Annotated in this window: 23 protein-coding genes and 2 pseudogenes; 8 read left to right on the top strand and 17 right to left on the bottom strand. The window is 63.9% G+C overall.

The window, feature by feature from the left end:
* Positions 1 to 56 precede the first annotated feature (56 nt).
* On the bottom strand, positions 57 to 977 hold the full coding sequence (locus tag HX881_RS06470) for a CgnE/CgnB domain-containing protein (protein ID WP_177083527.1): 921 nt from the start codon (positions 975 to 977) through the stop codon (positions 57 to 59).
* A 250-nt stretch (positions 978 to 1227) separates the two neighbouring features.
* On the opposite strand from HX881_RS06470, the gene pip reads away from it, so the two are divergent.
* The 5 genes from pip (at position 1228) to HX881_RS06445 (ending at position 8333) form a co-directional block, all read left to right on the top strand.
* Positions 1228 to 2199 carry a prolyl aminopeptidase gene (gene pip, locus HX881_RS06465; protein WP_177063455.1) on the top strand — a complete coding sequence of 324 codons (972 nt, stop codon included), beginning with the start codon at positions 1228 to 1230 and terminating at the stop codon, positions 2197 to 2199.
* A complete protein-coding gene (gene dtd, locus HX881_RS06460; protein ID WP_177083525.1) occupies positions 2196 to 2633 on the top strand; it encodes a D-aminoacyl-tRNA deacylase in 438 nt (145 codons plus the stop codon). Before pip ends, dtd begins: the two co-directional genes overlap by 4 nt.
* Before the next feature lie 266 nt (positions 2634 to 2899).
* Positions 2900 to 4705 carry a glucan biosynthesis protein G gene (locus tag HX881_RS06455; RefSeq protein ID WP_042935690.1) on the top strand — a complete coding sequence of 602 codons (1806 nt, stop codon included), beginning with the start codon at positions 2900 to 2902 and terminating at the stop codon, positions 4703 to 4705.
* On the top strand, positions 4698 to 7268 hold the full coding sequence (gene mdoH, locus HX881_RS06450; RefSeq protein WP_177083521.1) for a glucans biosynthesis glucosyltransferase MdoH: 2571 nt from the start codon (positions 4698 to 4700) through the stop codon (positions 7266 to 7268). Before HX881_RS06455 ends, mdoH begins: the two co-directional genes overlap by 8 nt.
* A gap of 264 nt (positions 7269 to 7532) precedes the next feature.
* Positions 7533 to 8333 (top strand): transporter substrate-binding domain-containing protein, encoded by an 801-nt coding sequence (locus HX881_RS06445; protein WP_017126941.1) that lies wholly within the window; start codon positions 7533 to 7535, stop codon positions 8331 to 8333.
* Positions 8334 to 8336: 3 nt separating this feature from the next.
* Here HX881_RS06445 and HX881_RS33145 read toward each other — a convergent pair whose 3' ends face one another.
* The 13 genes and pseudogenes from HX881_RS33145 to ubiE all read right to left on the bottom strand — a co-directional run bounded on the left by HX881_RS33145 (position 8337) and on the right by ubiE (position 18597).
* Positions 8337 to 9050, bottom strand: coding sequence for a methyl-accepting chemotaxis protein (locus tag HX881_RS33145; protein WP_425503461.1), 714 nt, complete (start codon positions 9048 to 9050; stop codon positions 8337 to 8339).
* 141 nt (positions 9051 to 9191) lie between these two features.
* Positions 9192 to 10292, bottom strand: a pseudogene (locus HX881_RS33140) (methyl-accepting chemotaxis protein); the annotation flags it as partial.
* Between the two features lie 171 nt (positions 10293 to 10463).
* Positions 10464 to 11177, bottom strand: a complete 714-nt coding sequence (locus HX881_RS33135) for a methyl-accepting chemotaxis protein (protein WP_377652947.1) — start codon at positions 11175 to 11177, stop codon at positions 10464 to 10466.
* A gap of 144 nt (positions 11178 to 11321) precedes the next feature.
* Positions 11322 to 12380 (bottom strand): annotated as a pseudogene (locus HX881_RS33130) (methyl-accepting chemotaxis protein); the annotation flags it as partial.
* A 107-nt stretch (positions 12381 to 12487) separates the two neighbouring features.
* Positions 12488 to 13195, bottom strand: coding sequence for a 16S rRNA (uracil(1498)-N(3))-methyltransferase (locus HX881_RS06430; RefSeq protein ID WP_017126939.1), 708 nt, complete (start codon positions 13193 to 13195; stop codon positions 12488 to 12490).
* Positions 13192 to 13983, bottom strand: a complete 792-nt coding sequence (gene tatC, locus HX881_RS06425; RefSeq protein WP_017126938.1) for a twin-arginine translocase subunit TatC — start codon at positions 13981 to 13983, stop codon at positions 13192 to 13194. The genes HX881_RS06430 and tatC overlap by 4 nt, the downstream gene beginning before the upstream one ends.
* On the bottom strand, positions 13980 to 14471 hold the full coding sequence (gene tatB, locus HX881_RS06420) for a Sec-independent protein translocase protein TatB (protein WP_177083511.1): 492 nt from the start codon (positions 14469 to 14471) through the stop codon (positions 13980 to 13982). The genes tatC and tatB overlap by 4 nt, the downstream gene beginning before the upstream one ends.
* 10 nt (positions 14472 to 14481) lie before the next feature.
* A complete protein-coding gene (locus HX881_RS06415) occupies positions 14482 to 14775 on the bottom strand; it encodes a twin-arginine translocase TatA/TatE family subunit (RefSeq protein ID WP_017126936.1) in 294 nt (97 codons plus the stop codon).
* 25 nt (positions 14776 to 14800) lie between these two features.
* A complete protein-coding gene (locus HX881_RS06410; protein ID WP_017126935.1) occupies positions 14801 to 15133 on the bottom strand; it encodes a phosphoribosyl-ATP diphosphatase in 333 nt (110 codons plus the stop codon).
* A gap of 2 nt (positions 15134 to 15135) precedes the next feature.
* Complete coding sequence (hisI, locus tag HX881_RS06405; protein ID WP_017126934.1) at positions 15136 to 15528, bottom strand: phosphoribosyl-AMP cyclohydrolase; 393 nt, start codon at positions 15526 to 15528, stop codon at positions 15136 to 15138.
* A gap of 80 nt (positions 15529 to 15608) precedes the next feature.
* Positions 15609 to 17213 carry a ubiquinone biosynthesis regulatory protein kinase UbiB gene (ubiB, locus tag HX881_RS06400; RefSeq protein ID WP_177083509.1) on the bottom strand — a complete coding sequence of 535 codons (1605 nt, stop codon included), beginning with the start codon at positions 17211 to 17213 and terminating at the stop codon, positions 15609 to 15611.
* Positions 17210 to 17827 (bottom strand): ubiquinone biosynthesis accessory factor UbiJ, encoded by a 618-nt coding sequence (locus tag HX881_RS06395; RefSeq protein WP_177083507.1) that lies wholly within the window; start codon positions 17825 to 17827, stop codon positions 17210 to 17212. The genes ubiB and HX881_RS06395 overlap by 4 nt, the downstream gene beginning before the upstream one ends.
* Complete coding sequence (gene ubiE / locus HX881_RS06390; RefSeq protein ID WP_017126931.1) at positions 17827 to 18597, bottom strand: bifunctional demethylmenaquinone methyltransferase/2-methoxy-6-polyprenyl-1,4-benzoquinol methylase UbiE; 771 nt, start codon at positions 18595 to 18597, stop codon at positions 17827 to 17829. Before ubiE ends, HX881_RS06395 begins: the two co-directional genes overlap by 1 nt.
* 157 nt (positions 18598 to 18754) lie before the next feature.
* On the opposite strand from ubiE, the gene HX881_RS06385 reads away from it, so the two are divergent.
* From HX881_RS06385 to HX881_RS06375, 3 genes are all read left to right on the top strand, one after another.
* A complete protein-coding gene (locus tag HX881_RS06385) occupies positions 18755 to 19030 on the top strand; it encodes a polyhydroxyalkanoic acid system family protein (RefSeq protein ID WP_017126930.1) in 276 nt (91 codons plus the stop codon).
* Between the two features lie 161 nt (positions 19031 to 19191).
* The gene (locus HX881_RS06380) at positions 19192 to 19614 is read left to right on the top strand and encodes a phasin family protein (RefSeq protein ID WP_017126929.1); all 423 of its coding nucleotides are present in this window, start codon (positions 19192 to 19194) and stop codon (positions 19612 to 19614) included.
* Between the two features lie 10 nt (positions 19615 to 19624).
* Positions 19625 to 20554 (top strand): phasin family protein, encoded by a 930-nt coding sequence (locus HX881_RS06375; protein WP_177083505.1) that lies wholly within the window; start codon positions 19625 to 19627, stop codon positions 20552 to 20554.
* Positions 20555 to 20675: 121 nt separating this feature from the next.
* On the opposite strand, the gene HX881_RS06370 is transcribed toward HX881_RS06375, so the two are convergent.
* From HX881_RS06370 to phaZ, 3 genes are all read right to left on the bottom strand, one after another.
* Positions 20676 to 21296, bottom strand: coding sequence for a TetR/AcrR family transcriptional regulator (locus tag HX881_RS06370; protein ID WP_017126926.1), 621 nt, complete (start codon positions 21294 to 21296; stop codon positions 20676 to 20678).
* Between the two features lie 63 nt (positions 21297 to 21359).
* Positions 21360 to 23042: a class II poly(R)-hydroxyalkanoic acid synthase gene (gene phaC, locus HX881_RS06365; RefSeq protein WP_177083503.1), complete on the bottom strand. Its 1683-nt coding sequence runs from the start codon at positions 23040 to 23042 to the stop codon at positions 21360 to 21362.
* 219 nt (positions 23043 to 23261) lie between these two features.
* The gene (gene phaZ, locus HX881_RS06360) at positions 23262 to 24119 is read right to left on the bottom strand and encodes a poly(3-hydroxyalkanoate) depolymerase (protein WP_103032937.1); all 858 of its coding nucleotides are present in this window, start codon (positions 24117 to 24119) and stop codon (positions 23262 to 23264) included.
* Positions 24120 to 24189: the final 70 nt, after the last annotated feature.

Below are 24189 nucleotides of genomic sequence, written 5' to 3'. Positions count from 1 at the left end.
TGGCATCCGCTCAGGCGGTGCAAGACTCACCGGCCTCTTCGCCGGCAAGCCGGCTCCTACAGGGGAAGCACCTCGACCCCGGGGCTGAGAAAGTCGATGTGATAGCCGCTGGCCCCATCCCCGATGGCCACGTGGACACCCCTGATGCCTTCGTTCATCGGCGAGTTGTGGCTGTAGTTGATGTTCGGTCCGATGGCGTCATTGACCCCGATGGCAAATTCGCTGAGCAGCAGCCCGCGCTTGCCGGCGGCCCGGCGCAACAGGTCGACGTACTCCCGGCCCGCGACCTTGAGCGAGAGCACCCGATTGCGCTCGACCTGCAGCCAGGCATCGTGGCGGGCGACGTTGGTGGCCAGCGCCTGCATGTCGACCACCAGCTCGTGCGGCAGCGACTGGGCCCGGCTGCCCCGGGACATCAACAGGCCGCTGACATGCAGCACGCCGCTGACCTGGAACAGATCGGGGCCGTCCGGATTCATATGGGCATAGTGCACCTCGAACAGCTCGGTGACCGACAGCACGAAGTTGCTGCCGATCTCGTCGCGGGTCATGGCATAGGGCGTTGAATGGTGATCGAGCCAGACCTCGGCCCGGCTGCTGGCACTGCTCAGGCGCAACCGTTGCTGGCCACTCAACAGCCTCAGGGTGTCCTGTTGGCGTTGCAGGCAATCGGCAAAGTTGCTGCGCAACAACAGCATCAGGCTGTAAAGGGCGTTTTCCAGGCTGGGCTCGAAGACATGCAGCGGGCATAGCAGCGTCTGCTTGTGGCCGGTTCGCGCCGCGCGCTGGTAGAACTGCCGGGCGCCCTGGCTGGAAAAGGAAAAGCCCAGGCTGTGGGCGGGCAGTTGTTCCAGCGATCCCAGCAGGCTGGCTTCCAGCCCCAGTTCGCAGAGGCCACGGATAAACATTTCGTTGTCGGCGACGATAATGGCTTTTTCCGGGTAGGAAAGCAGGTCGGGCAAGCGGTACTGGCACATTCGAAACTCCCTTTCATGTCTGGCTCTGATAGCCCGGTGGAGCAGCTCCTGCCGCTCGGTTTTACCCTGGGTATTGAAACGTTTATTGAACCGATTTGAACACTGACCGAACGGCTAGGCGCCTGGGGAGGGGTTGCGCGGCGGCGCTTTTGACAAGGGCATGCCGTTTCGGCAATTCGGGTTTATGATGCCGGACGGCAGAATAATAGAAGTCCCCCCAGGGATGACCTCGACCCTTACGGAGCGCGTGATGCAGACTTTGTACCCGCAGATCAAACCCTACGCCCGGCACGATCTGGCCGTGGATGAGCCGCATGTGCTGTACGTCGACGAAAGCGGCTCGCCCGAGGGCTTGCCGGTGGTATTCATTCACGGCGGCCCGGGTGCCGGCTGTGATGCCCAGAGTCGTCGCTACTTCGACCCCAACCTGTACCGTATCGTCACGTTCGACCAGCGTGGCTGTGGCCGTTCGACTCCCCACGCCAGCCTGGAAAACAACACCACCTGGGATCTGGTGGCGGACCTGGAGCGGATTCGCGAGCACCTGGGGATCGACAAATGGGTGCTGTTCGGCGGTTCCTGGGGCTCGACCCTGGCCCTGGCCTACGCCCAGACCCATCCGGAGCGGGTCCATGGCCTGATCCTGCGGGGCATCTTTCTGTGCCGTCCGCAGGAAATCGAGTGGTTCTACCAGGCCGGCGCCAGTCGCCTGTTCCCGGACTACTGGCAGGATTACCTGGCGCCGATCCCGCTGGACGAGCGCGGCGACCTGCTGACCGCCTTCCACAAACGCCTGACCGGCAACGACCAGATCGCCCAGATGCATGCCGCCAAGGCCTGGTCGACCTGGGAAGGCCGCACCGCGACCCTGCGCCCCAACCCGCTGGTGGTCGATCGCTTCTCCGAACCGCAGCGTGCCCTGTCGATTGCCCGGATCGAGTGCCACTACTTCACCAACAATGCGTTCCTTGAACCCAACCAGCTGATTCGCGACATGGACAAGATCGCCCATCTGCCGGGTGTGATCGTGCATGGCCGCTACGATGTGATCTGCCCGCTGGACAACGCCTGGGAGTTGCATCAGGCCTGGCCCAACAGCGAGCTGCAGGTAATCCGCGATGCCGGTCACGCCGCGTCGGAGCCGGGGATCACCGATGCGCTGGTGCGCGCCGCCAGCCAGATGGCCCGGCGCCTGCTCGATCTGCCTCCCGAAGAAGCATGAAGGCCCTGCTGCAGCGTGTCAGTGGCGCGCGGGTCGAGGTCGCGGGGGAGGTGGTCGGTGCCATCGACCAGGGGTTGCTGGTGCTGCTGGCCGTCGAGCCCGACGACACCCGTGCCTGTGCCGACAAACTTCTGAAGAAGCTGCTTAACTATCGGGTGTTCAGCGATCCCCAGGGCAAGATGAACCTTTCCCTGGCGGACATCGGTGGCGGGCTGCTGCTGGTATCGCAGTTCACCCTGGCTGCCGATACCGGCAGCGGATTGCGCCCGAGCTTCTCCATGGCGGCGCCTCCGGCGGTCGCCGAGGCACTTTTCGACTATGTAGTGGCACAGGCGCAACGATTGCATGGCCAAGTGGCGACGGGGCGTTTCGGGGCGGATATGAAGGTGCATCTGGTCAATGATGGCCCGGTAACCTTCCTGTTACAGACCTGAAAGCACCAAAAACGACGTATCGGGCTGAAAACAGGGGGTTTTGTCGATAAATACTTTGTTTCGCCTGATGCGTTGTAACGCGGCCTACTAGATAATCGCGCGCTATGGGGATCAGCGTTCGTTGGTCCATTTTGACTTAGGTAGAGACTTGTCCGACACCGTTTGGGGAATCATTTTGCCCCAGGGGAGTCGGAACAATGCTCGCCAACCTGGCATATAGATAGCTAGCCGTTGGTTTTTTGATCTGTTTTCGGCGAGGGTTGCTCGTGATTGTTAGTCCCTGTAATGCACCAAAATTGACTGCCAAAGGGTTACGAAAAGCACTGGTGACGGGTTCCGCACTGCTTTGCCTGCTCAGTGCCGGCCAACTCTTTGCATTCAATCTGGACGATGTGGCGGCCAAGGCGAAGACCCTGGCCGGGCAGAAGTACGAAGCTCCGCGCAGCAATCTGCCGAACGAATTTCGTGAGATGAAGTTTGCGGACTATCAGAAAATCCGCTTCCTGACCGACAAGGCCGAATGGGCCGATCAGAAGACCCCGTTCAAGCTGTCGTTCTATCACCAGGGCATGCATTTCGACACACCGGTGAAAATCAACGAAATCACCGCCAACGATGTCTCGGAGATCAAGTACGACCCGAGCCGTTTCGATTTCGGCGACATGAAGTTCGATCCTAAAACCACCGAACAACTGGGTTATGCCGGTTTCCGCGTGCTTTACCCGATCAACAAGGCCGACAAGCAGGACGAAATCATGACCATGCTCGGCGCGAGTTACTTCCGCGTCGTCGGCAAGGGCCACACCTATGGCCTGTCCGCCCGTGGCATGGCGATCGATACCGCATTGCCGTCCGGCGAGGAATTCCCGCGCTTCACCGAGTTCTGGATCCAGCAGCCCAAGCCGACCGACAAGCACCTGGTGATCTTCGCCCTGCTCGATTCGCCACGGGCCACCGGTGCCTACCGGCTGATCCTGCGTCCGGGCAGCGACACCATCGTCGACGTGAAGGCGCAGATGTTCCTGCGTGACAAGGTCGGCAAGCTGGGCGTGGCCCCGCTGACCAGCATGTTCCTGTTCGGTGCCAACCAGCCGTCGAAAGTCCTCAACTACCGTCGCGAACTGCACGATTCCAGCGGCCTGTCGATCCATGCCGGCAACGGCGAATGGCTGTGGCGCCCGCTGAACAACCCGAAACACCTGGCGGTGAGCAACTTCTCCGTGGAGAACCCGCGTGGTTTCGGCCTGCTGCAACGTGGTCGTGACTTCAGCCACTACGAAGACCTCGACGACCGCTACGACAAGCGCCCGAGCGCCTGGATCGAGCCGAAGGGCGATTGGGGCAAGGGCACCGTCGATCTGGTCGAGATCCCGACCGCCGACGAAACCAACGACAACATCGTGGCTTTCTGGAACCCGGAAAAGCTCGCCCAGCCGGGTGAAGCGATGAACTTCGCCTATCGCATGCACTGGACCCAGGACGAAGCCGCCCTGCACTCGCCGGACAGCGCCTGGGTCAAGCAAACCCTGAAGTCCACAGGTGACGTCAAGCAATCGAACCTGATCCGCCAGCCGGACGGCAGCGTCGCCTACCTGGTGGACTTCGAGGGGCCTTCCCTCAAGGCCTTGCCGGAAGATGCGCCGGTACGCAGCCAGGTCAGCGTCGGCGACAACGCCGAAGTGGTGGAAAACAGCCTGCGCTACAACCCGGAAACCCAGGGCTGGCGCCTGACCCTGCGCCTGAAGATCAAGGATCCGGGCAAGTCCACCGAGATGCGTGCGGCCCTGGTCAAGGACATCGTCGCGCCTGAGCCGGCCAAGGCTTCGTCCCAGGTGGTCAAGGCCGACAAGGTTGCGGCCAAGACCCAGGAAAAGGAAGCCAAGGCTCAAGAGAAAGAAGCCAAGGCCCAGGACAAAGACGCGGCCAAGGGCGCGGATAACAAGGCCAAGGACAAGAAAGAGCATGACGCCCCGGCGCCGGCTCCCGAGGCTGCCCCTACCACCCCGGAACCGGTGAAGACTGAACAAGTCCTGACCGAGACCTGGAGCTACCAGTTGCCTGCCGATGAGTAATTCAATCGCCCAGCCAGAGACTCTCTCCGAGTACCTGGCGCACCTGCCGCTGAGCGCCGAGCAGCGCGCCGAGCTGGCGAGCTGCGGCTCGTTCGCCGAGCTGCATGAGCGCCTCAGCGCCCATCCGTCCGTCGACTCCGCCGAGGCCGCGCAAGCCTCGGTGGGACGCCGCCTGACCCTCAACTCGGCCGCCGAGCTGGAAGACGCCGAGATGCTCGTGGTCGACGCCAGTGGCCGGGTCTGCCTCAAGGCCACGCCGCCGATTCGCCGGACCCGGGTCGTCCCCGAGCCCTGGCGCACCAATATCCTGGTGCGTGGCTGGCGCCGCCTGACCGGGCGCAGCAACCCGCCGGCACCCAAGGATGACAAGCGCGACCTGCCCCATGCGCGCTGGCGCACCGTGGGCTCGATCCGTCGCTACATCCTCTTGGTGCTGATGCTGGGCCAGACCATCGTCGCCGGCTGGTACATGAAAGGCATCATGCCGTACCAGGGCTGGTCCTTCGTCGATCTCAACGAAGTGATGCGCCAACCGCTGCTGCAGACGGCCCAGCAAGTGCTGCCGTATGCCCTGCAGACCAGCATCCTGGTGCTCTTCGGGATTCTGTTCTGCTGGGTCTCGGCGGGCTTCTGGACGGCCCTGATGGGCTTCCTCGAACTCCTGACCGGGCACGACAAGTACCGCATCTCGGGGGCCAGCGCCGGCAGCGAGCCGATTGCCCAGGACGCGCGTACCGCCATCGTCATGCCGATCTGCAACGAGGATGTGCCACGGGTCTTTGCCGGCCTGCGGGCGACCTTCGAGTCGGTCGCGGCCACCGGTGACCTGGATCGCTTCGACTTCTTTGTCCTCAGCGACAGTAACGACACCGATATCTGCGTCGCCGAGCAACAGGCCTGGCTGGATGTCTGTCGCGAAGCCTCGGGCTTCGGCCGGATCTTCTACCGCCGTCGCCGTCGCCGGGTAAAACGCAAGAGCGGCAACCTGGACGACTTCTGCCGGCGCTGGGGTGGCGACTACAAGTACATGGTGGTGCTCGACGCCGACAGCGTCATGAGCGGCGAATGCCTGACCAGCCTGGTGCGCCTGATGGAAGCCACGCCGGACGCCGGGATCATCCAGACCGCGCCGCGGGCGTCGGGCATGGACACCCTCTACGCACGCATGCAGCAGTTCGCGACCCGCGTCTACGGCCCGCTGTTCACCGCCGGCCTGCACTTCTGGCAGTTGGGCGAGTCCCACTACTGGGGCCACAACGCGATCATCCGCATGAAGCCGTTCATCGAGCACTGCGCCCTGGCGCCGTTGCCCGGCAAAGGCGCGTTCGCCGGTGCGATCCTCTCCCACGACTTCGTCGAAGCCGCGCTGATGCGCCGCGCCGGCTGGGGCGTGTGGATTGCCTACGACCTGCCCGGCAGCTATGAAGAACTGCCGCCGAACCTGCTGGACGAGCTCAAGCGCGACCGCCGCTGGTGCCACGGCAACCTGATGAACTTCCGGCTGTTCCTGGTCAAGGGCATGCACCCGGTGCACCGCGCGGTGTTCCTCACCGGCGTGATGTCCTACCTGTCGGCGCCGCTGTGGTTCTTCTTCCTGGTGCTGTCGACGGCCCTGCTGGCGGTTAACACGCTGATGGAGCCGCAGTACTTCATGGAGCCGCGCCAGCTTTATCCGCTGTGGCCGCAATGGCATCCGGACAAGGCGGTGGCGCTGTTCTCCACCACCATCGTGCTGCTGTTCCTGCCCAAGCTGTTGAGCATCATCCTGATCTGGGCCAAGGGCGCGAAAGAGTTCGGCGGCAAGTTCAAGGTGACCCTGTCGATGCTGCTGGAGATGCTGTTCTCCATGCTGCTGGCGCCGGTACGGATGATTTTCCACACCCGCTTCGTCCTGGCCGCGTTCCTCGGCTGGGCGGCGACCTGGAATTCGCCGCAGCGTGACGACGACTCCACACCGTGGAGCGAGGCGGTTCGCCGCCACGGTCCGCAGACCTTGCTGGGAGCGCTCTGGGCCCTGCTGGTGGTCTGGCTCAACCCGAGTTTCCTCTGGTGGCTGGTGCCGATCGTCGGTTCGCTGATGCTGTCGATCCCGGTGTCGGTGATCTCCAGCCGGGTCAACCTGGGCCTGCGTTCGAAGGACGAGAGCCTGTTCCTCATCCCCGAGGAATACAACCCGCCCCAGGCGCTGCTGGCCACGGACGAGTACACCCATGAAAACCGCTGGCATGCGCTGAACGACGGTTTTGTCCGGGCCGTGGTCGATCCGCAGCAGAACGCCCTGGCGTGCGCCCTGGCGACTGCCCGCCACGGTCAGGCCGAGCCGATCGAATGGCTGCGTATCGAGCGCGTGCGGCATGCGTTGAAGGTCGGTCCGGCGGCGCTGGACAACCACTCGCGCCTGCAACTGCTGAGCGATCCGGTGGCCCTGGCCCGCCTGCATGCGCAGGTCTGGAGCGAAGGCCATGCCGAGTGGCTGGCGGCCTGGCGTGATTCGGTCAAGGCCGATCCCCATGCGCCGCTGTTGCCACTGCAACCGGCCTCGGTGGCCGGTCAGCCGGCCTGATCCATCCCGCCTGAATCCATCCCCCCGAGGCCGTCGGCCCAGGGGGGATGCAGGCTCATCGTTACCGCGTATTTCCCCTCCCGCACCTCCCCGCATCTATTGTCATTTGGTAACAAAAGACCCGCCCGGCGCCGTATGGCAGCGTGATCGAGTACGTTAGGATCGCACCCCGAAATCGTGCCGGCCAGGCCTGCTGGCGACTGTGGTTGTGCACAGCGTGCCAGGAGCGGCTGGCATCATCGGGAAATGGACCAAGGAATCTTCATGACGAAAAGGTATCTGTCGATACTGTTGCTGGGCGCTGTCACGCTCTTCCACGCCTGCTGGCTCCAGGCGGGGGCCATCGACGAGGCGGTCAGGCGCGGAAGCCTCAAGGTCGGTACCAACCCGACCTATATGCCATTCCAGATGACGGACAGGCAGGGGCGGGTCGTGGGCTTCGAAATCGACCTGTTGCATGAGATGAGCAAGTCCCTGGGGGTGAAGCTGGAGTTGTTGCCCAGCGGCTACCCGGAACTGATCCCCAATCTGCTGGCGGGCAAGACCGATCTGGTCGCCAGCGGCATGACCCTGACCCAGGAGCGCAACCTGCGGTTGAATTTCAGCGATCCCTTTATCGTGGTCGGACAGACGCTGTTGATCCCCCTGGCGCTGGCGAACAAGGTGCAGAGCTTCGAGGACCTGAACGAACCCGGCTACCGCCTGCGGGTCAAGGCCGGCACCACCGGTGAGATAGTCGCCAGGCGAATGATCGGCAAGGCCCAGCTGGTCAGCTACGCCACCGAGGAAGAGGGCGTGCAGGACGTGATCGACGGCAAGGCCGATGCCTTTATCCATGATGCGCCCTACAACCTGGTGGCGGTGAACAAGCTGGGCCAGGGCAAACTGCTCTGCCTGGAGCAGCCCTTCACCTACGAGCCCCTGGCCTTCGGCCTGAAGAAGGGCGATCACGACAGCCTGAACTGGATCAACCACTTCCTCCACCAGATCGCCGAAGACGGCACCTATGATCGGATCCATGACAAGTGGTTCAAGGAAACCGCCTGGCTGGCCGAGATCGACTGAGGTTCACACCTTGAAGCGCTCCACCAGGCGCTGCAACTGAGCCCCGAGCTGGCTCAGTTGCAGGCTGGCGGCGGCGGTCTCGTCGCAGGTGTGGGCGGTCTGCTGGGACATGTCCCGCACCTGCAGCACGCTGCGACTGATCTGTTCGGCGACGATGCTCTGTTGTTCGCCGGCGGCGGCAATCTGCTCGTTCATTCCGAGGATCTGCGACACGCTGCGGCTGATGCCCGTCAGTTTGCTGCCGCTGCGTCGGCTGGACTCGACGCTGCTGCGGCTCAGGCCGCGGCTTTTGTCCAGGCGTTGCGCCACTTGCTGGGTACCGTTCTGCAAGGCGCTGACCAGGCCTTCGATCTCCTCGGTCGAGTCCTGGGTGCGTTGCGCCAGGCTGCGGACTTCGTCGGCGACCACCGCAAAACCCCGCCCGGCCTCGCCGGCCCTGGCCGCCTCGATCGTGGCATTGAGTGCCAGCAGGTTGGTTTGCAGCGAGACCGACTTGATCACATCCAGCACGCCGCCGATTTTCTCGCTCTCCTGCTTGAGGGTGGTCATCGCCGCGGTGCACTGCTGCATTTCCTGCTCCAGCTGGACAATCTGCCCGATGCTCTCGGCCACCGCCCGGTCGCCGTCCCTGGCCTGCTGCTCGGCCTGGTTGGCAGCCAGGGACGCGGCCTCGGCATGCTGCGCGACCTCCCGGGCGGTGGCGGTCATCTGTTTCATCGCCGTGGCGATCTGGTCGATTTCGTCACGCTGCCGGCCAATGCGGGTGCTGGTCTGCTCGGTGCTGCCGGACAACTGGCGGGCAGCCCCGGCCACGCGGGCGGTGCCCTGGCCGATACCGCCGACCAGTTCACGCAGGCCCTGGCTCATGCGTTGCAGGGCTTGCTGCAACTGGCCCATTTCGTCGCCGCGTTCGACCCGGATATCGCGGCTCAGGTCGCCGGCGGCGATGTGCTCGGCGACCTTGAGGCTGCGCTTGAGGGGGACCAGGATCTGGGTGCTGATGACCCAGGCGGACAAGGCACCGATCAGCAGGGCCAGCGCGGCAACGGCGATCAGCACCCTGTTCGAGCGGCGGGTGTCGCGGTCGCGCTTTTCTGTCTGGCCCAGGCTCAGGGCGTCATTGCCGTCGAGCAACAGCCCTCCCAGGGTTTCCATGCGCTCGTGCAGGGTGGCGGTTTGCGTCTGTGCCTCGCGAAACTGCATAAGGCTGGCCTGGTAGGTGGTGAGGGTCGCGACGAGGGCTGCCGGGTCGCCGATGACCGTCGCCGGCAGGCTGCCGATACGTTGCCTGATCTGTTGCAGTATCTCGTCGAGCCGTTCGATGGCCTGGAGCGCCTGCTGTGAATAGTCTTGCGGCGAGGCGAAGGTGTAGGCCGGGGTTTCCACGCTGTCGTGGCTGTGCTCGATCTGTTGGCGCAACTGCTCAATAGCGGCGACCAGTGGCTGCCACTCGATACCTGTACCGAAGGTGCCGCTGGCCACCAGGACACTGGCCTGGGTCCTGGCCACGGTCAGGCTGGCCTGTTCCAGGTCTGCGGCCAGTTGCGAGCGCAGGCGTTCGCGGTCGTCGACCGCCCGGCCCAGCTCGTCGAGGGCATCCTGGAAGGCAGCGAGGCTGCCGCGCTGTCTTTCCAGCAGGTCCTGGTAGGCGGGGTCCTCGATGCGTTCACGCAGCGCGCCCAGGTGCTGGTTGATCTCGGCCAGCTGGCGCCTGACATTGTCCTGGCTCCGGGTGTCGTTCAGGACCCGAAAGGCAATGCGGTCGGCGCGCATGTCCTTGGTGATATGGCTGAGCCGGGCAATGATCGACAGTTGGTGCGAATGCTCGATGGTGTGTTGCAGGGCGTACCAGCCGGTGGCGGTGATGACGAGTGTCAGTTGCAGCACCAGGCCGAAACCCAGGGACAGCTTGAAGCGGACGCTGCGGTCGATTAATGCATGGGCAAACCGAGGAAACATGGTGGATCTCCTGCCAGGCGGATAAGTGGTCGAGCCCGGCGCATGAATGCGTCGGGCGATGTCCTCTCATCGGCTTTCCGGCGGGAGACCTGACCTGATCAGGCTGTAGGGGAATTCCCTTGTGTTTGAAGGAGTTGGGAGGCCTGGTCGGCCTCCCCGCCCTATGGGGCGTTACAGGCGGAAATGGCTGACCAGCACCTGCAGGTGATTGCCCAGGCGCGCCAGTTCGATGCTGGAGGCGGCCGTTTCTTCACTGGCCGACGAGGTCTGCTCGGAAACGTCCCGTACATTCAGCACGCTGCGGTTGATCTCTTCCGCGGTGGCGCTCTGCTGTTCGGCGGCGGCGGCGATCTGCTGGTTCATCGCCTGGATCGCCGACACGGTGCGGGTGATGCTTTCCAGCGAGCCGCCGGCGCGACGGGTCAGTTCGACGCTGCTGTCGGTCAGGCCGCGACTGTTGTCCATGATGTTCGCCACCTGCTGGGTGCCGCTTTGCAGGCCGACGATCAGTTCCTCGATCTCTTCGGTGGACTTCTGCGTACGCAGGGCCAGGCTGCGCACTTCATCGGCGACCACGGCGAAACCGCGCCCGGCCTCACCGGCGCGGGCCGCCTCGATGGCGGCGTTGAGGGCCAGCAGGTTGGTCTGCTGGGCCACCGACTTGATCACGTCGAGCACGCTGCCGATCTTGTCGCTTTCGGCCTTGAGATGGCTCATGGCCGCGGTGGAGTTGCCGACTTCGGTCGCCAGGCGTTCGATCTGGGCGATGGCCTCGCCGACCACCCTGTCGCCTTCGCGGGCCTGCTGGTCCGCCGCGGCGGCGGCTTCCGAGGCTTCCTCGGCGTTGCGCGCGACTTCCTGCACGGTGGCGGTCATCTCGTGCATGGCCGTGGCGACCTGGTCGGTCTCGACCTTCTGGCTGTTGACCCCGGCACTGGTCTGCTCGGTGACGGCGGACAGTTGCTCGGCGGCGCTGGCGATCTGGGTGACGCCGTCGCTGATACCGCCGATCAGCTTGCGCAGGCTGACGGTCATGCTGTGCATGGCCCGCTGCAACTGGCCGAGTTCGTCGCGGCGGCTGGTTTCCAGGTCCTGGCTCAGATCGCCCGCGGCCACGCGCTCGACGACCTTGAGGGTCTGTTGCAGCGGAATCACGATCTGGCGGGTGATGGCCCAGGCGGCGATCACGCCGAACAGCAGGGCCAGGACGGTGGCGATGCCGAGCATGTTTTTCGCGTTGGCCGCGTCGCTGTCACGGCGGCCGGTCTGCAACTCGGTCAACTGATCGCTGAGTCCCAGCAGTTTGTTGCCTTGCTCTTCCATGCGCTTGAGCGCCTGGGCGCTGGCGACCTGGGAGTCGCGGAAGGCGCCGACGGCGGCCCGGTAGGCCTTGAAGGACTCGCCCGCCTGCTGGAGGTTGGCCTGGTGCTGTTCCGGCAATTTGGCCGGCAGGCTGGCGAGGGTGCCCAGGGCGCTGTCGATGGCCTCCAGGGCCGGTTGTTCGGCATCGCTTTTGCCGCTGTAGGTGTAGCCGCGGACCTGGTAGCGGGACTGCTGCAGTTGCTTGCTGAGGTCGACCACGCTGTTGAACTGGGCGACGCTGTCGCCCTGCAGCATGGATTTCTCCACCTCGGCGACCTTGGCGACGGCATTGTCGGCGTTGGCCCCGAGCGCGCTGCGAGCGCTCTCGCGATTCTGCATGGCCTGGATCATATCGGCGAAGGCCCGCTTGTATTCCGTGAGGGCCGCCAGTTGCTGGTCGATCAGGGTGATGCTTTCCGGGGTTTCCACCTGCTTGCGGGCACTCTGCAGGCCGCTTTCCAGCTTGCCCAGCAGGTCGCTGACCACGCCGGGGCCCTGTTCGCCCTTGCGCATTTCATAGTCCAGGCGGGCGATGCGCAGGTCCTTGGTCAACAGGTTGAGGCTGGAGATATAGCCCAGCTTGTCGCCGCGACTGATCACCGAACTCAGGCCGGTCCAACCGGTGAAGGTGATCACGACTGTCAGCAGCAGCACCAGGCTGAAGCCGATGCCGAGTTTCAGATTGACGCTCACATTACCCAGGTTCTGGGCTAACCAACGGTACATGGGACGGACTCCTGACAGGTGCTCGTAAGCCTGGCGGCAGATTTATTTTAGTAGTGCCGGTATATCGGCCCGTGCCCCTGAAACTGAAGCGGGCGCGGGACGGCTGGTCAGAACAGACGGGCGAGCAGGGCGGTGACGGCGGTCTCGACCCGCAGGATGCGCTCGCCGAGCTGTACCGGTTGCAGGCCGGACCTGGCCAGCAGGTCGATTTCGTAGGGGATCCAGCCGCCTTCCGGGCCGATGGCCAGTGTCACCGGCTCATCCAGTCCGCGCGGGCAGGGCGGGTAGTTGCCGGGATGGCCGACCAGCCCCAGGGTGCCTGCGCTGATGGCGGGCAGGCGGTCTTCGACGAATGGCTTGAAGCGTTTCTCGATGATCACTTCGGGCAGCACGGTATCGCGGGTCTGCTCCAGTCCGAGAACCAGCTGCTCGCGAATCGCCTCGGGTTCGAGGAAGGGGGTCTGCCAGAAGCTCTTTTCCACGCGGTAGCTGTTGACCAGCACCACCTTGGGCACGCCCATGGTGGCGATGGTCTGGAACACCCGGCGGAGCATCTTCGGGCGTGGCAGGGCGAGGACCAGGGTCAGTGGCAGCTTGGCCGGTGGCGGCTGGTCGAGGCTGACCCGCAGCTGCGCTTCGCCGGCCTCCAGGCGCACGACTTCGGCATTGCCCATCAGGCCACCGATGCGTCCCACCCGCAGGTTGTCGCCCAGCGCCACCCGGTGGACTTCCTGCATATGGGTCAGGCGCCGATCACGCAGCACCACCTGGTCGGCCGCGATGAAGTCGGCCTCTTCCAGCAGCAGCAGGTTCACGCTTGCGGCGCTGGCGGTTGGGCGTCGTTGTCGCTGGGGGCGTCCTGCGGGTGCTCGCCACGCTTGCTGACCAGGCTGCCGAACAGGATGCCGATCTCGAACAGCAGCCACATCGGTACGGCCAGCAGTGTCTGGGAGAACACGTCCGGCGGAGTCAGGATCATGCCGACCACGAAGCAGCCGATGACCACGTACGGACGGATTTTCTTCAGGTACTTGACGTCGACCACGCCGATCCACACCAGCAGCACCACGGCCACCGGGATTTCAAAGGCCACGCCGAAGGCGAAGAACAGCGTCATGACGAAGTCGAGGTAGCTGGTGATGTCGGTCATCATTTCCACGCCGGCCGGGGTGGCGGCGGCGAAGAACTTGAAGATCAGCGGAAACACCAGATAGTAGGCGAACGCCATGCCGGTGTAGAACAGCGCGATGCTCGACACCAGCAACGGCACGGCGATGCGCTTTTCATGCTTGTACAGGCCGGGGGCGATAAACCCCCAGATCTGGTGCAGGATCACCGGGATCGCCAGGAACAGCGAGACCATCATGGTCAGCTTGAGCGGCGTCAGGAAGGGCGACGAGACGTCGGTGGCGATCATCGTCGCCCCGGTCGGCAGGTACTGGCGCAACGGCGTGGAGACGAAGGTGTAGATCTGCTGGGTAAAGGAGAACAGCCCGGCAAAGATCAGGAAGATCGCCGCGACACAACGCAGCAGGCGGGTGCGCAACTCGGTGAGGTGCGAAACCAGCGGCATGTGCTGGTCGTTTTCCGGAATATCGCTCATGGGGCTCGCGGCGGCAAAGTAGGGTCATGAGAAGCTGGCGCACTGGGCGTCGGCGCGGGAACAGCGGCTTCGGTCGGCGTCGCCACGTGCGGGGCCGGTTCGACGGCACCGAGTACCGGCACTGCTTCGCTGGCCGGCACGGTGGTCGACGGCAGATCGCCTGGCACTGGTTCGTCCGGCAGGCCTGGCGCGGCTACAGGGTGAATCGTCTGTTCGGCGACCGGCGGAGTCGTCGGTTCCTGGACCGGCGACAGGATCTTGCGGGCTTCCTGCTCCAGGGACAGGATGTGTTCGTTGTGCAGTTGCCGACGAATCTCGTCGGCACCGATTTCCCGTTCCACTTCCTGCTTGATCGCGTTGAAGCTGCGTTTCAGGCGCCCGACCCACAGGCCCGCCGTGCGCGCGGCGCCCGGCAGGCGCTCGGGGCCGAGGACCAGCAGGGCCACGAGGCCGACGAGCAGCAGTTCACTGAAGCTGATACCGAACATTAGTCAGCACTCACGAATGATTGCGGGGCTCTTTGTTTACGAGCTCTTCCACTTTCTGCGCCTGCACGTCGATGGTGTGCGGCGTGTTCTGCTGGGCAGCGGCCTGTGGCTGTACCGGTGGGGCCGGCTGTGCGACTGGCGGTACGCCCGGCTCGGCAGGTTTTTCGTCGTCGTTCATGGCCTTGCGAAAGCCCTTGATCGACTCGCCGACATCGGTGCCGAGGTTCTTGAGTTTCTTGGTGCCAAACACCAGCACGACAACAACCAGGATGACGATCCAGTGTTTCCAGTCAAAAATGCCCATGGTGCTGCTCCTCTCTAAAAGTTGTTCAGGCGGACGGGCGCGAGGCTTTCTCGACGTGTCCGGACAATCCGAAGCGACGGTCCAACTCATCCAGCACGGCCTGCGGATGCTGCCCCAGTTGGGCGAGCATGACCAGGCTGTGGAACCACAAATCGGCGGTTTCGTAGATCACATCGCTGCAATCGCCGCTGATGGCGGCGTCCTTGGCGGCAATGATGGTCTCGACCGACTCTTCGCCGACCTTCTCCAGAATCTTGTTCAGGCCCTTGTGGTACAGGCTGGCGACGTACGAGCTGTCGGCGGCGGCACCTTTGCGCTCTTCCAGCACCTGGGCCAGGCGGGTCAGGGTGTCAGTCATGTTCAGTGTCCTGCTGCGTAGATGCTGTGCGGGTCCTTGAGGACCGGATCGACCGTCTTCCAGCCGTCGTTTTCATAAACGCGGTAGAAGCAGCTCTGGCGGCCGGTGTGGCAGGCGATATCGCCGACCTGCTCGACCATCAGGATGATCACGTCGGCGTCACAGTCCAGGCGCATTTCGTGCAGGTGCTGTACATGCCCGGACTCCTCGCCCTTGCGCCACAGTCTGCCACGGGAGCGCGACCAGTAGATGGCGCGGTTTTCGCGGGCGGTCAGTTGCAATGCCTCGCGGTTCATCCAGGCCATCATCAGCACGCGCCCGGTCTTGTGATCCTGGGCAATGGCCGGCACCAGGCCGTCGCTGTCCCATTTGATCTCGTCCAGCCAGTCTTTCATCTTCGACTCCGACAACCGGGCCCGACCTGCGTGGTGGGGCCTCGGCGAATGGACAGTTTGCCAGCCGGCGGCCTCACTGGCTATCGGCGCACGACCAGATACAAACCGATGGCCACCATGATCGCCGCCGGCCAGTGCCCCAGCTCGTGCAGCGGTCCGCCGGCGGCAAGGAAGGCGCCGCCCCCCAGGTGCAGCGAACCGAGCAGGCGCAGCAGCCAGTCGTCCTTGCGTTTTTTCCATTTCGGTTCGGGATCGGCGGCATGGGGCTGCGACAGGCGTTCGAGCAGGTCGCGGGTCATGTCGGCCAGGTGCGGCAGTTGTTCGACCTGGCTCTGCAGGTTGCCCAGCAGGGTTTTCGGGCTGACCCGCTCGCGCATCCAGCGTTCGAGGAACGGCTGGGCGGTGCTCCACAGGTCCAGGTCCGGGTACAGCTGGCGGCCCAGGCCCTCGATATTGAGCAGGGTCTTCTGCAGCAGCACCAGTTGCGGCTGGACCTCCATGTTGAAGCGCCGCGCGGTCTGGAACAGGCGCATCAACACCTGGCCGAAGGAGATGTCCTTCAGCGGTTTTTCGAAGATCGGCTCGCAGACGGTGCGGATCGCCGCCTCGAATTCGTTGAGCTTGGTGTGCGCCGGTACCCAGCCCGAATCGATGTGCAACTGGGCGACGCGCCGGTAGTCACGCTTGAAGAAAGCGAACAGGTTGCGTGCCAGGTAATCCTGGTCCTGCGGGGTCAGGCTGCCGACGATGCCGCAGTCGATGGCGATGTACTGCGGGCTCCACGGATTGACGGTGCTGACGAAGATGTTGCCGGGGTGCATGTCGGCGTGGAAGAAGCTGTCGCGGAACACCTGGGTGAAGAAGATCTCCACGCCGCGCTCGGCGAGCATCTTCATGTCGGTGCGCTGGTCGGCGAGGGTCGCCAGGTCCGTGACCTGGATGCCGTAGATGCGCTCCATCACCAGCACTTTCGGCCGGCACCAGTCCCAGTAGACCTGGGGCACGTACATCATCTCCGAGCCTTCGAAGTTGCGGCGCAACTGGCTGGCGTTGGCCGCCTCGCGCAGCAGGTCGAGCTCGTCGTAGATGGTCTTCTCGTAGTCGCTGACCACGTCCACCGGGTGCAGCAGGCGCGCGTCGGACGAGACCCGTTCGGCGGCGCGGGCGAGGATGAACAGCCACGCCAGGTCCTGGGCGATGATCGGCTTGAGCCCCGGGCGGATGACCTTCACCACCACTTCCTCGCCGCTTTTCAGCTGGGCGGCGTGGACCTGGGCCACCGAGGCCGAGGCCAGCGGTTCGATGTCGAAACGGCTGAAGACCTCGCTGATCTTCTTGCCCAGTTGCGACTCGATCAGGTCCACGGCCTTTTGCGAGTCGAACGGCGGTACGCGGTCCTGCAGCAGCATCAGTTCGTCGGCGATGTCCTCGGGCAGCAGGTCGCGGCGGGTCGAGAGAATCTGCCCGAACTTGATGAAGATCGGCCCCAGGTCCTGCAGCGCCAGGCGCAGCCGCGCGCCACGGCTCAGTACCAGCGGCTTGCGCGGGAACCAGCGCCACGGCAGGGCAAAGCGCAGGGCCAGGAGAAACCAGGGCAGGGGCAGCTCGAACAGCAGGTCATCGAGACGGTAGCGGATCACGACGCGCTGGATGCGCAACAGACGGCGGACGGCAAGCAGCTTCATGCGTTATCGCTGGAGTTGAGGGATCGGGAGAGGCGTTCGAAGCGCGCCTCGAGTCGTTCTAAATCTAGCTTGATCCGGTCGAGTTCGGCGAAACGGGCTTCGGCCTCGTGCTTGCCGACCAATGCCCGGGATTCTTCGCTGAGGTATTCGGCGAGGTTCTGGTTGAGGCTGGCGAACCCCTGGCGATACCAGCCGGCGCGGCTGCGCAGGTGACCGCTGATCAGTTGCGTGGCCACCGGGCCGAGCCAGCGCGAGAGTTCGTACTCCCAGTCCAGCTCCAGGTCCTGCAGCACGGCGGCGAGGTCCAGCAGCACCGCGCTGTCGCCTTCCAGGTGCACATCCGGGCCGTGCAGGATCGCTGTCTTGTCCTTGCTCAGGGCCAGGCTCAGCAGGCTGGTGGTCGGCGCGCGGAGAATGCAGTCGGCGCCGGCGGCCCAGTGGGCGGCCAGCATCAGGCCGTCATCGCCGGGCAGGATGAACAGCGTCAAGGCCGGACTGTCGACCTCGATGACCTTGCCGCTCAGGTGCGCGAGGCGGCCCAGGGCGGTGCTGTCGAGACGCAGCACCCGGTTGAGGCCGTGTTCGACACCGGCGAGCAGGCCGCTGAGCACCATCAGGGCTTGATGCCGCGATGCAGGGCGACGATGCCCGCGGTCATGTTGTGATAGGTCACGCGGTCGAAACCGGCGTCCACCATCATCGACTTCAGGGTTTCCTGGTTCGGGTGCATGCGGATCGATTCGGCCAGGTAGCGATAGCTTTCCGAGTCATTGGTGATCAGCTTGCCGGCCAGGGGCATGAAGGCGAACGAATAGGCGTCGTAGACCTTGGACATCAGCTTGTTGGTCGGCTTGGAGAACTCCAGCACCAGCAGGCGCCCGCCCGGCTTGAGTACCCGCAGCATGGAGCGCAGGGCGTCTTCCTTGTGGGTGACGTTGCGCAGGCCGAAGGCGATGGTCACGCAGTCGAAATGGTTGTCCGGGAACGGCAGCTTCTCCGCATCGGCCTGGACGAACTCGACGTTGCCGGCCACGCCCAGGTCCAGCAGGCGGTCACGACCGACCTTGAGCATGGAGGCGTTGATGTCGGCCAGCACCACCTGGCCGGTGGGGCCTACCAGGTGCGAGAACTTTTTGGTCAGGTCGCCGGTACCGCCGGCGATATCCAGCACCCGGTTACCGGCGCGCACGCCCGACAGCTCGATGGTGAAGCGCTTCCACAGGCGGTGCATGCCGCCGGAGAGCACGTCGTTCATCAGGTCGTACTTGGCCGCGACCGAGTGGAAAACCTCAGCGACTTTTTCCGCCTTTTGGCTTTCCGGCACGTTCTTGAAGCCGAAGTGGGTGGTGGGTTCGGCATCGCTGCCTTTGCGCTGATCAGTCATATCGCTGTCACCAGAAGAGAATGCGGGCCATTCTAATCCCGGTGGCCGGCTTTGTCTTGGCAAAGGCGGAATGTAAGTATAGTGGGTGACCGGGGCCGATTGACGCAGCGTGGTTCAAGGCCGGCCCGGCGTATCTCTATAGAACAGGAGTCAATCGATGGCCCGGATTAGTGTCGAGCGTGCCCACCACCTTGGTCTGGCAGGCGCTCGTGAGAAAGCCGAAGTGCTGGTGCGCAAACTGGCCGAGCAGTACGGCCTCGCGCCGCGCTGGTCGGGCGATACCGTGAGTCTCAAGCGTTCCGGTGTCAGCGGCGAAGTGCAGATCGCCGAGGACCGGATCAAGGTGGATGTCGAGTTGGGCATGCTGATGTCGGCCATGAGCGGCACCATCAAGGCCGAGATCGAGAAGGCGCTGGACAAGGCCCTGGCCTGACCCGCTGCCACCCGGGTCCTGCGCCTGAGCCCGGTTGCCACGGGCAAGGGCGACGGGACATCGTGCGGTTAGGGTGCCCATTCTAATTTTTGTCATTACTTTGTGCATGAGCCCCAATTCCTGCGGGCAGTTCCTCCAACCGTTCTCGCGTGAGGTGCACCATGGCCAAAGTCAGTCTGAAGAAAAAATCCGACGTTCAGTCCACCGCCCTGGCTGACGTGAAAGTCTATGCCCGCAAGATCTGGTTGGCGGGCCTGGGGGCCTATACCAAGGTCGGCAAGGAAGGCAGCGAGTACTTCAATGAACTCGTGAAAGCCGGCCAAGGCGTTGAAAAAGAAGGCAAAAAGGTTGTTGATGCGAAGCTTGAAGCCGCCAACAGCCAGATCGACAACGTGAAGAACGATGTCAGCAGCCTCAGGGGCAAGGTCGAAGTGCAACTGGACAGGGTCGAGAAAGCTTTCGACAACCGTGTCGCCAGTGCCTTGAATCGCATCGGGATTCCGTCTAAACATGACGTAGAGACACTGTCTGCTAAGCTCGATGAGTTGACGGCGTTGCTCGAACGTGTCGCGCGTAAACATTAAGGAGAACGGGATGGCTGGCAAAAAGAATACTGAGAAAGAAGGCAGCTCGTGGATCGGGAAGGTTGAAGAGTATTCCCGCAAAATCTGGCTTGCTGGTTTAGGCGTGTACTCGAAGATCGACAGTGACGGCAGCAAGCTCTTCGAGACCCTGGTAAAGGACGGCGAAAAGGCCGAGAAACTGACCAAGAGTGCCGTCGGTAAAACCGTCGAGGCCGCCAAGGACTCCGCCGGTTCGGCCAAGTCGCGCATCAGCGGTGTCAAGGATCGCGCACTGGGCAAGTGGGACGAACTGGAAGGGGCTTTCGACAAGCGCCTGAACAGCGCCATTTCGCGCCTGGGCGTGCCCAGCCGCAATGAAGTGAAGGCGCTGCACAGCAAGGTCGATACCCTGACCAAGCAGATCGAGAAGCTGACCGGTCGCTCGGTGACTCCGGCCTCGACGAAACCCGCCGCTGCCAAGCCTGCGGCGAAACCGGCGGCCAAGCCACTGGTCAAGGCCGCGGCGAAACCTGCCGCCAAGCCTGCGGCGAAAACCGCGGCGGCCAAGCCGGCAGCGAAACCGGCAGCCAAAGCCGCCGCCAAGCCGGTGGCGAAACCTGCCGCCAAGCCTGCTGCCAAGACCGCAGCCGCCAAGCCTGCCGCAAAACCGGCGGCCAAGCCTGTAGCGTCCAAGCCTGCTGCCAAACCGGCAGTGAAACCCGCGGCCAAACCCGCGGCGGCGAAACCTGCAGCCAAGCCGGCGGCCAAGCCCGCGGCAAAACCAGCCGCCAAGCCGGCCGCGGCGAAAAAGCCTGCGGCGGCCAAACCGGCGGCGCCGAAGCCAGCGGCTCCCGCTGCGGCCAAGCCGGCTGTCGCACCGACCACCAACTCGGTGGCCCCGGCGGCTCCAGCGACTCCGGCTGTTGCACCAGCCCCGGCGGCATCCACGCCTCAGTCCTGAGTCGTGCTCCGCTGAACGAAAACGCCCGGCCTGTGAAGGTCGGGCGTTTTTGTTTGGGTCTCAGGAGCTGTGTCACCCGTTCCTGCGAAGGGAGTGGAACAGGCGCCGCAATACTCAGCTGTCAGTCGTGATCTTCGAGATACCGCAACGCCATCTGCTCCGTCACCACCCGCGCCGGGGGCAGCAGGTGAGGCGCCACCAGCATCATGATCTGGTACACCACCAGGCGCACTTCGCCCTCGCGCCCGATGATCCGCTGATAATCCAGCGAGAACAGCAGCGTCAGGGTGATCTGCTCCACCAACTGCCCCAGTGCCTGGGTTTCACTGACCAGAAAACCCTGGGCCTTCAGGCGCGCCAGCAGGGAGGCGAGGGTCCGCTTGAGGGCGTTGAGCAGGTTGCGGATGCCCTTGGCGAGCCTGGGCAGGCGGCCGGCGAGGTTGGACAGGTCCTGGAACAGGAAACGGTAGTGAGCCAGGCGCTCGACGATCAGGTGCAGGAAAAACCAGTAGTCCTCGGGCGCCAGTTCGACATCCGCCGGCGGGTCCAGCAGTGGCGTCAGTTCTTCCTGGAAGCGCTCGAACAGGCCGAGCACCAACGGCTCCTTGCCATGGAAGTGATAGTAGAGATTGCCTGGGCTGATTCCCATTTCATTGGCAATTTCCATGGTCGAAACATTGGGTTCGCCCTTCTGGTTGAACAGTTGCAGCGCACATTCAAGAATCCGATCGCGGGTTTTCATCCAGTCTTCTTAGGTCGATCCGGCAGTTCGTCACGGCTGCCGGGCAGCCGTGTCCGGTGATAGTCAACGCACTCGCACATAAGTGCCGGGTGCTGCCTCCATGGGTGGGTAGTTCGCATTGCCCAATGTCATCCGGGTTTCTTCCAGGGCGCCGGAGCGGGCCTGGATCCACTCCAGCCATTGCGTCCACCAACTGCCCGCCACCTGCTTGCCGTCGTAGTACCAGGCCCGAGGGTCGCTGCTGAGCTTGGGGTTGTCGATGTAGTTGGCCTTGGGGTTGTCCGGCGGATTGAGGATGCTCTGCACATGGCCGCTGTTGGACAGCACGAAGCGGCGTTCGCCGCCCAGCAGCAGGGTCGAGCGATAGACCGCATCCCAGGGCGTGATGTGATCGTTGATGCCGCCGACGCTGAAACTGTCGACCGTGACCTTCTGCAGGTCGATGGGCGTGCCGCAGACTTCCAGGCCGCCGGGATGACTCAGCGGGTTGTGCTTGAAGAAATCCAGCAGGTCGCCGTGCAGCGCCGCCGGCAGGCGGGTGTTGTCGTTGTTCCAGTAGAGGATGTCGAAGGCCGGCGGTTCCTTGCCCAGCAGGTAGTTGTTGATCCAGTAGTTCCAGATCAGGTCGTTGGGCCGCATCCAGGCGAAGACCTTGGCCATGTCCCGGCCATCGAGCACGCCTTGCTGGTAGGAGCGGCGCTTGGCGGCCTCGAGGGTCTGCTCGTCGGCGAACAGGGTCGCCGGGCTGTCCAGCTGGCTGTCGAGCAGGCTGACCAGGTAGGTGGCGCTGGAGACCCGGCGCAACTGGCGCTTGGCTTGCAGATGGCCTTGCAGGGCGGCGATGGTCAGGCCGCCGGCGCAGGCGCCCATCAGGTTGACCTCGCGAGCGGCGGTGATCGCCCGGCAGACGTTCAAGGCCTCCTCCACCGCCTCGACATAGGTCGACAGGCCCCACTCGCGATGCCGTACGTCCGGGTTGCGCCAACTGACCACGAAGACCTGCAGGCTGTTCTTCAGGGCGTACTGGACAAAGCTGTTGCCGGGGCTGAGGTCGAAGATGTAGTACTTGTTGATCTGCGGCGGCACGATCAGCAGCGGTTTCGCATACTGCTTCTCGCTCATCGGCCGGTACTGGATCAGTTCCAGCAGTTCATTGCGAAACACCACCGAACCCTGGGTGGTGGCCACGGTCTTGCCGACTTCGAAGGAGTGCTTGGTGACCTGGCTGGGCAGCCCGTTGTTGTGCAGCAGGTCGTTCACCAGGTGGCTGATGCCGCGCACGATGCTGTTGCCGCCGGAGTTGAACAGTTCCTTGACCGCCAGCGGGTTGAGCAGGGTGTTGGACGGTGCCACCGCATCGTTGAGCAGGGCGAAGATAAAGTGCGCCCGGGCCCGGTCGTCCTGGCTCATCTGGCTGTCGTCGATCCAGTGCCGGACCTGGTTCTGCCAGGCCAGGTAGGCTTGCAGGCTGCGTCGGTAGAACGGGTTCAGGCTCCACGCCGGATCGGCGAAGCGCTGGTCCTGGGGGTTGGGCTTGTGCGGCGTTTCGCCAAGCAGCACCTTGCCCAGCTGGCCACCCAGGGCCAGCGCGTGTCGCGCGGTATGCAGCGGATTGCGCAGGCCGTGGGTGGCGACGCTGCGCAGGGTGGAAAACAGATCCCGGCCGCGCAGACCGGTAATCGCACTTTGCGCGTTGATGAACGCGGCGGGGGTGGGCATCGAACCCGTCGCTGGTTTGTCTCGCATGAGTCAACACTCCTTCGTCATCAAGCTATCAACCAATACATCGCACCAGGTGGACGAGATCGTCGGCCCTGGCCTCTGTTGCACTCTGCCGGCGTCCTGCCGGAAGGCTTACTGCTAATTGAAGCTCCTGGGCTCTGTACGAAAACTGCCTGCGCGCTGACCATGCTGCGTTGAAAACAGGCTCGCCTGATCACCGCTCGACGAGGTCCCGTACGGACCCTAGGTACTCTTGAAGGGCGCCGGCTGCGGGTGCATGACCGCCCGCAGACGTTCTTCCTCGAGAAATTTCATGATGATGGGAGCTACGGCTTCGGCCCGGGTGATCAGGAATAAATGACCATCATCGATTATGTGTAGCTGGGCATTGGGAATACGCCAGGCCAGCAGGCGCATATTGATCAGCGGAATCAGCGGATCGTCGTCGCCGGCCAGCACCAGGGTCGGCTGGTGGATCTTGTGCAGCCAGTGGATGCTGGTCCAGCCGAGGCCGGCGAACAGTTGCCAGTAGTAGCCCAGCTTGCCCGCCGAGCGCACCTTGGCGGCGTGTTCGGCGGCCAGGTTCGGGTCGCGCCGGAACGCGCCGCCATAGATGGTCGGGGCGATGCGAATGACATGGGACGGCTGGATGTAGCGGCGCGGGCTGGCCATGTTCCACAGCACCTTGGGCTTGCCCGGGACCATGAACGCACCGGCGGCGGTGGCGGCGAGGATCAGCTTCTTGCAGCGCTCCGGGTAGTCGTAGGCGAACTGCTGGGCCAGGGCGCCGCCCCAGGACACGCCGACCGCGTTGACCTGGCCATAGTCCAGGTAATCGAGCATGCGTGCACTGAGCTTGGCCAGGCCGGGAAAGCGATAGGGGCGGTTCGGCGTGGAAGAGCCGCCGACGCCAGGGACGTCGAAGGCAATCACTTCCAGGTCCGGGTCCAGCGCCTGGACGAACGGAAACACCAGCTCCAGGTTGGCGCCGATGCCGTTGAAGATCAGCAAGGGCGTCAGATGAGGCTTGCCGGGGCGAACCGCAGTACGGATGGTCTGGCCATCCAGGTCGATGGTTCGGAAGATGAACGGTTGCGGCATGCTTGAAGCCCTGTGATCGGATCGGTTTTCTGCTTCGACGCTGTTCTTGTGGGAGCCGGGTTGCTGGCGA

Origin of the sequence: Pseudomonas gingeri, from assembly GCF_013386115.1 — a bacterium.
GTDB classification, from domain to species: Bacteria; Pseudomonadota; Gammaproteobacteria; order Pseudomonadales; family Pseudomonadaceae; genus Aquipseudomonas; species Aquipseudomonas gingeri.
This window is presented reverse-complemented; position numbering and strand designations above follow the sequence as displayed.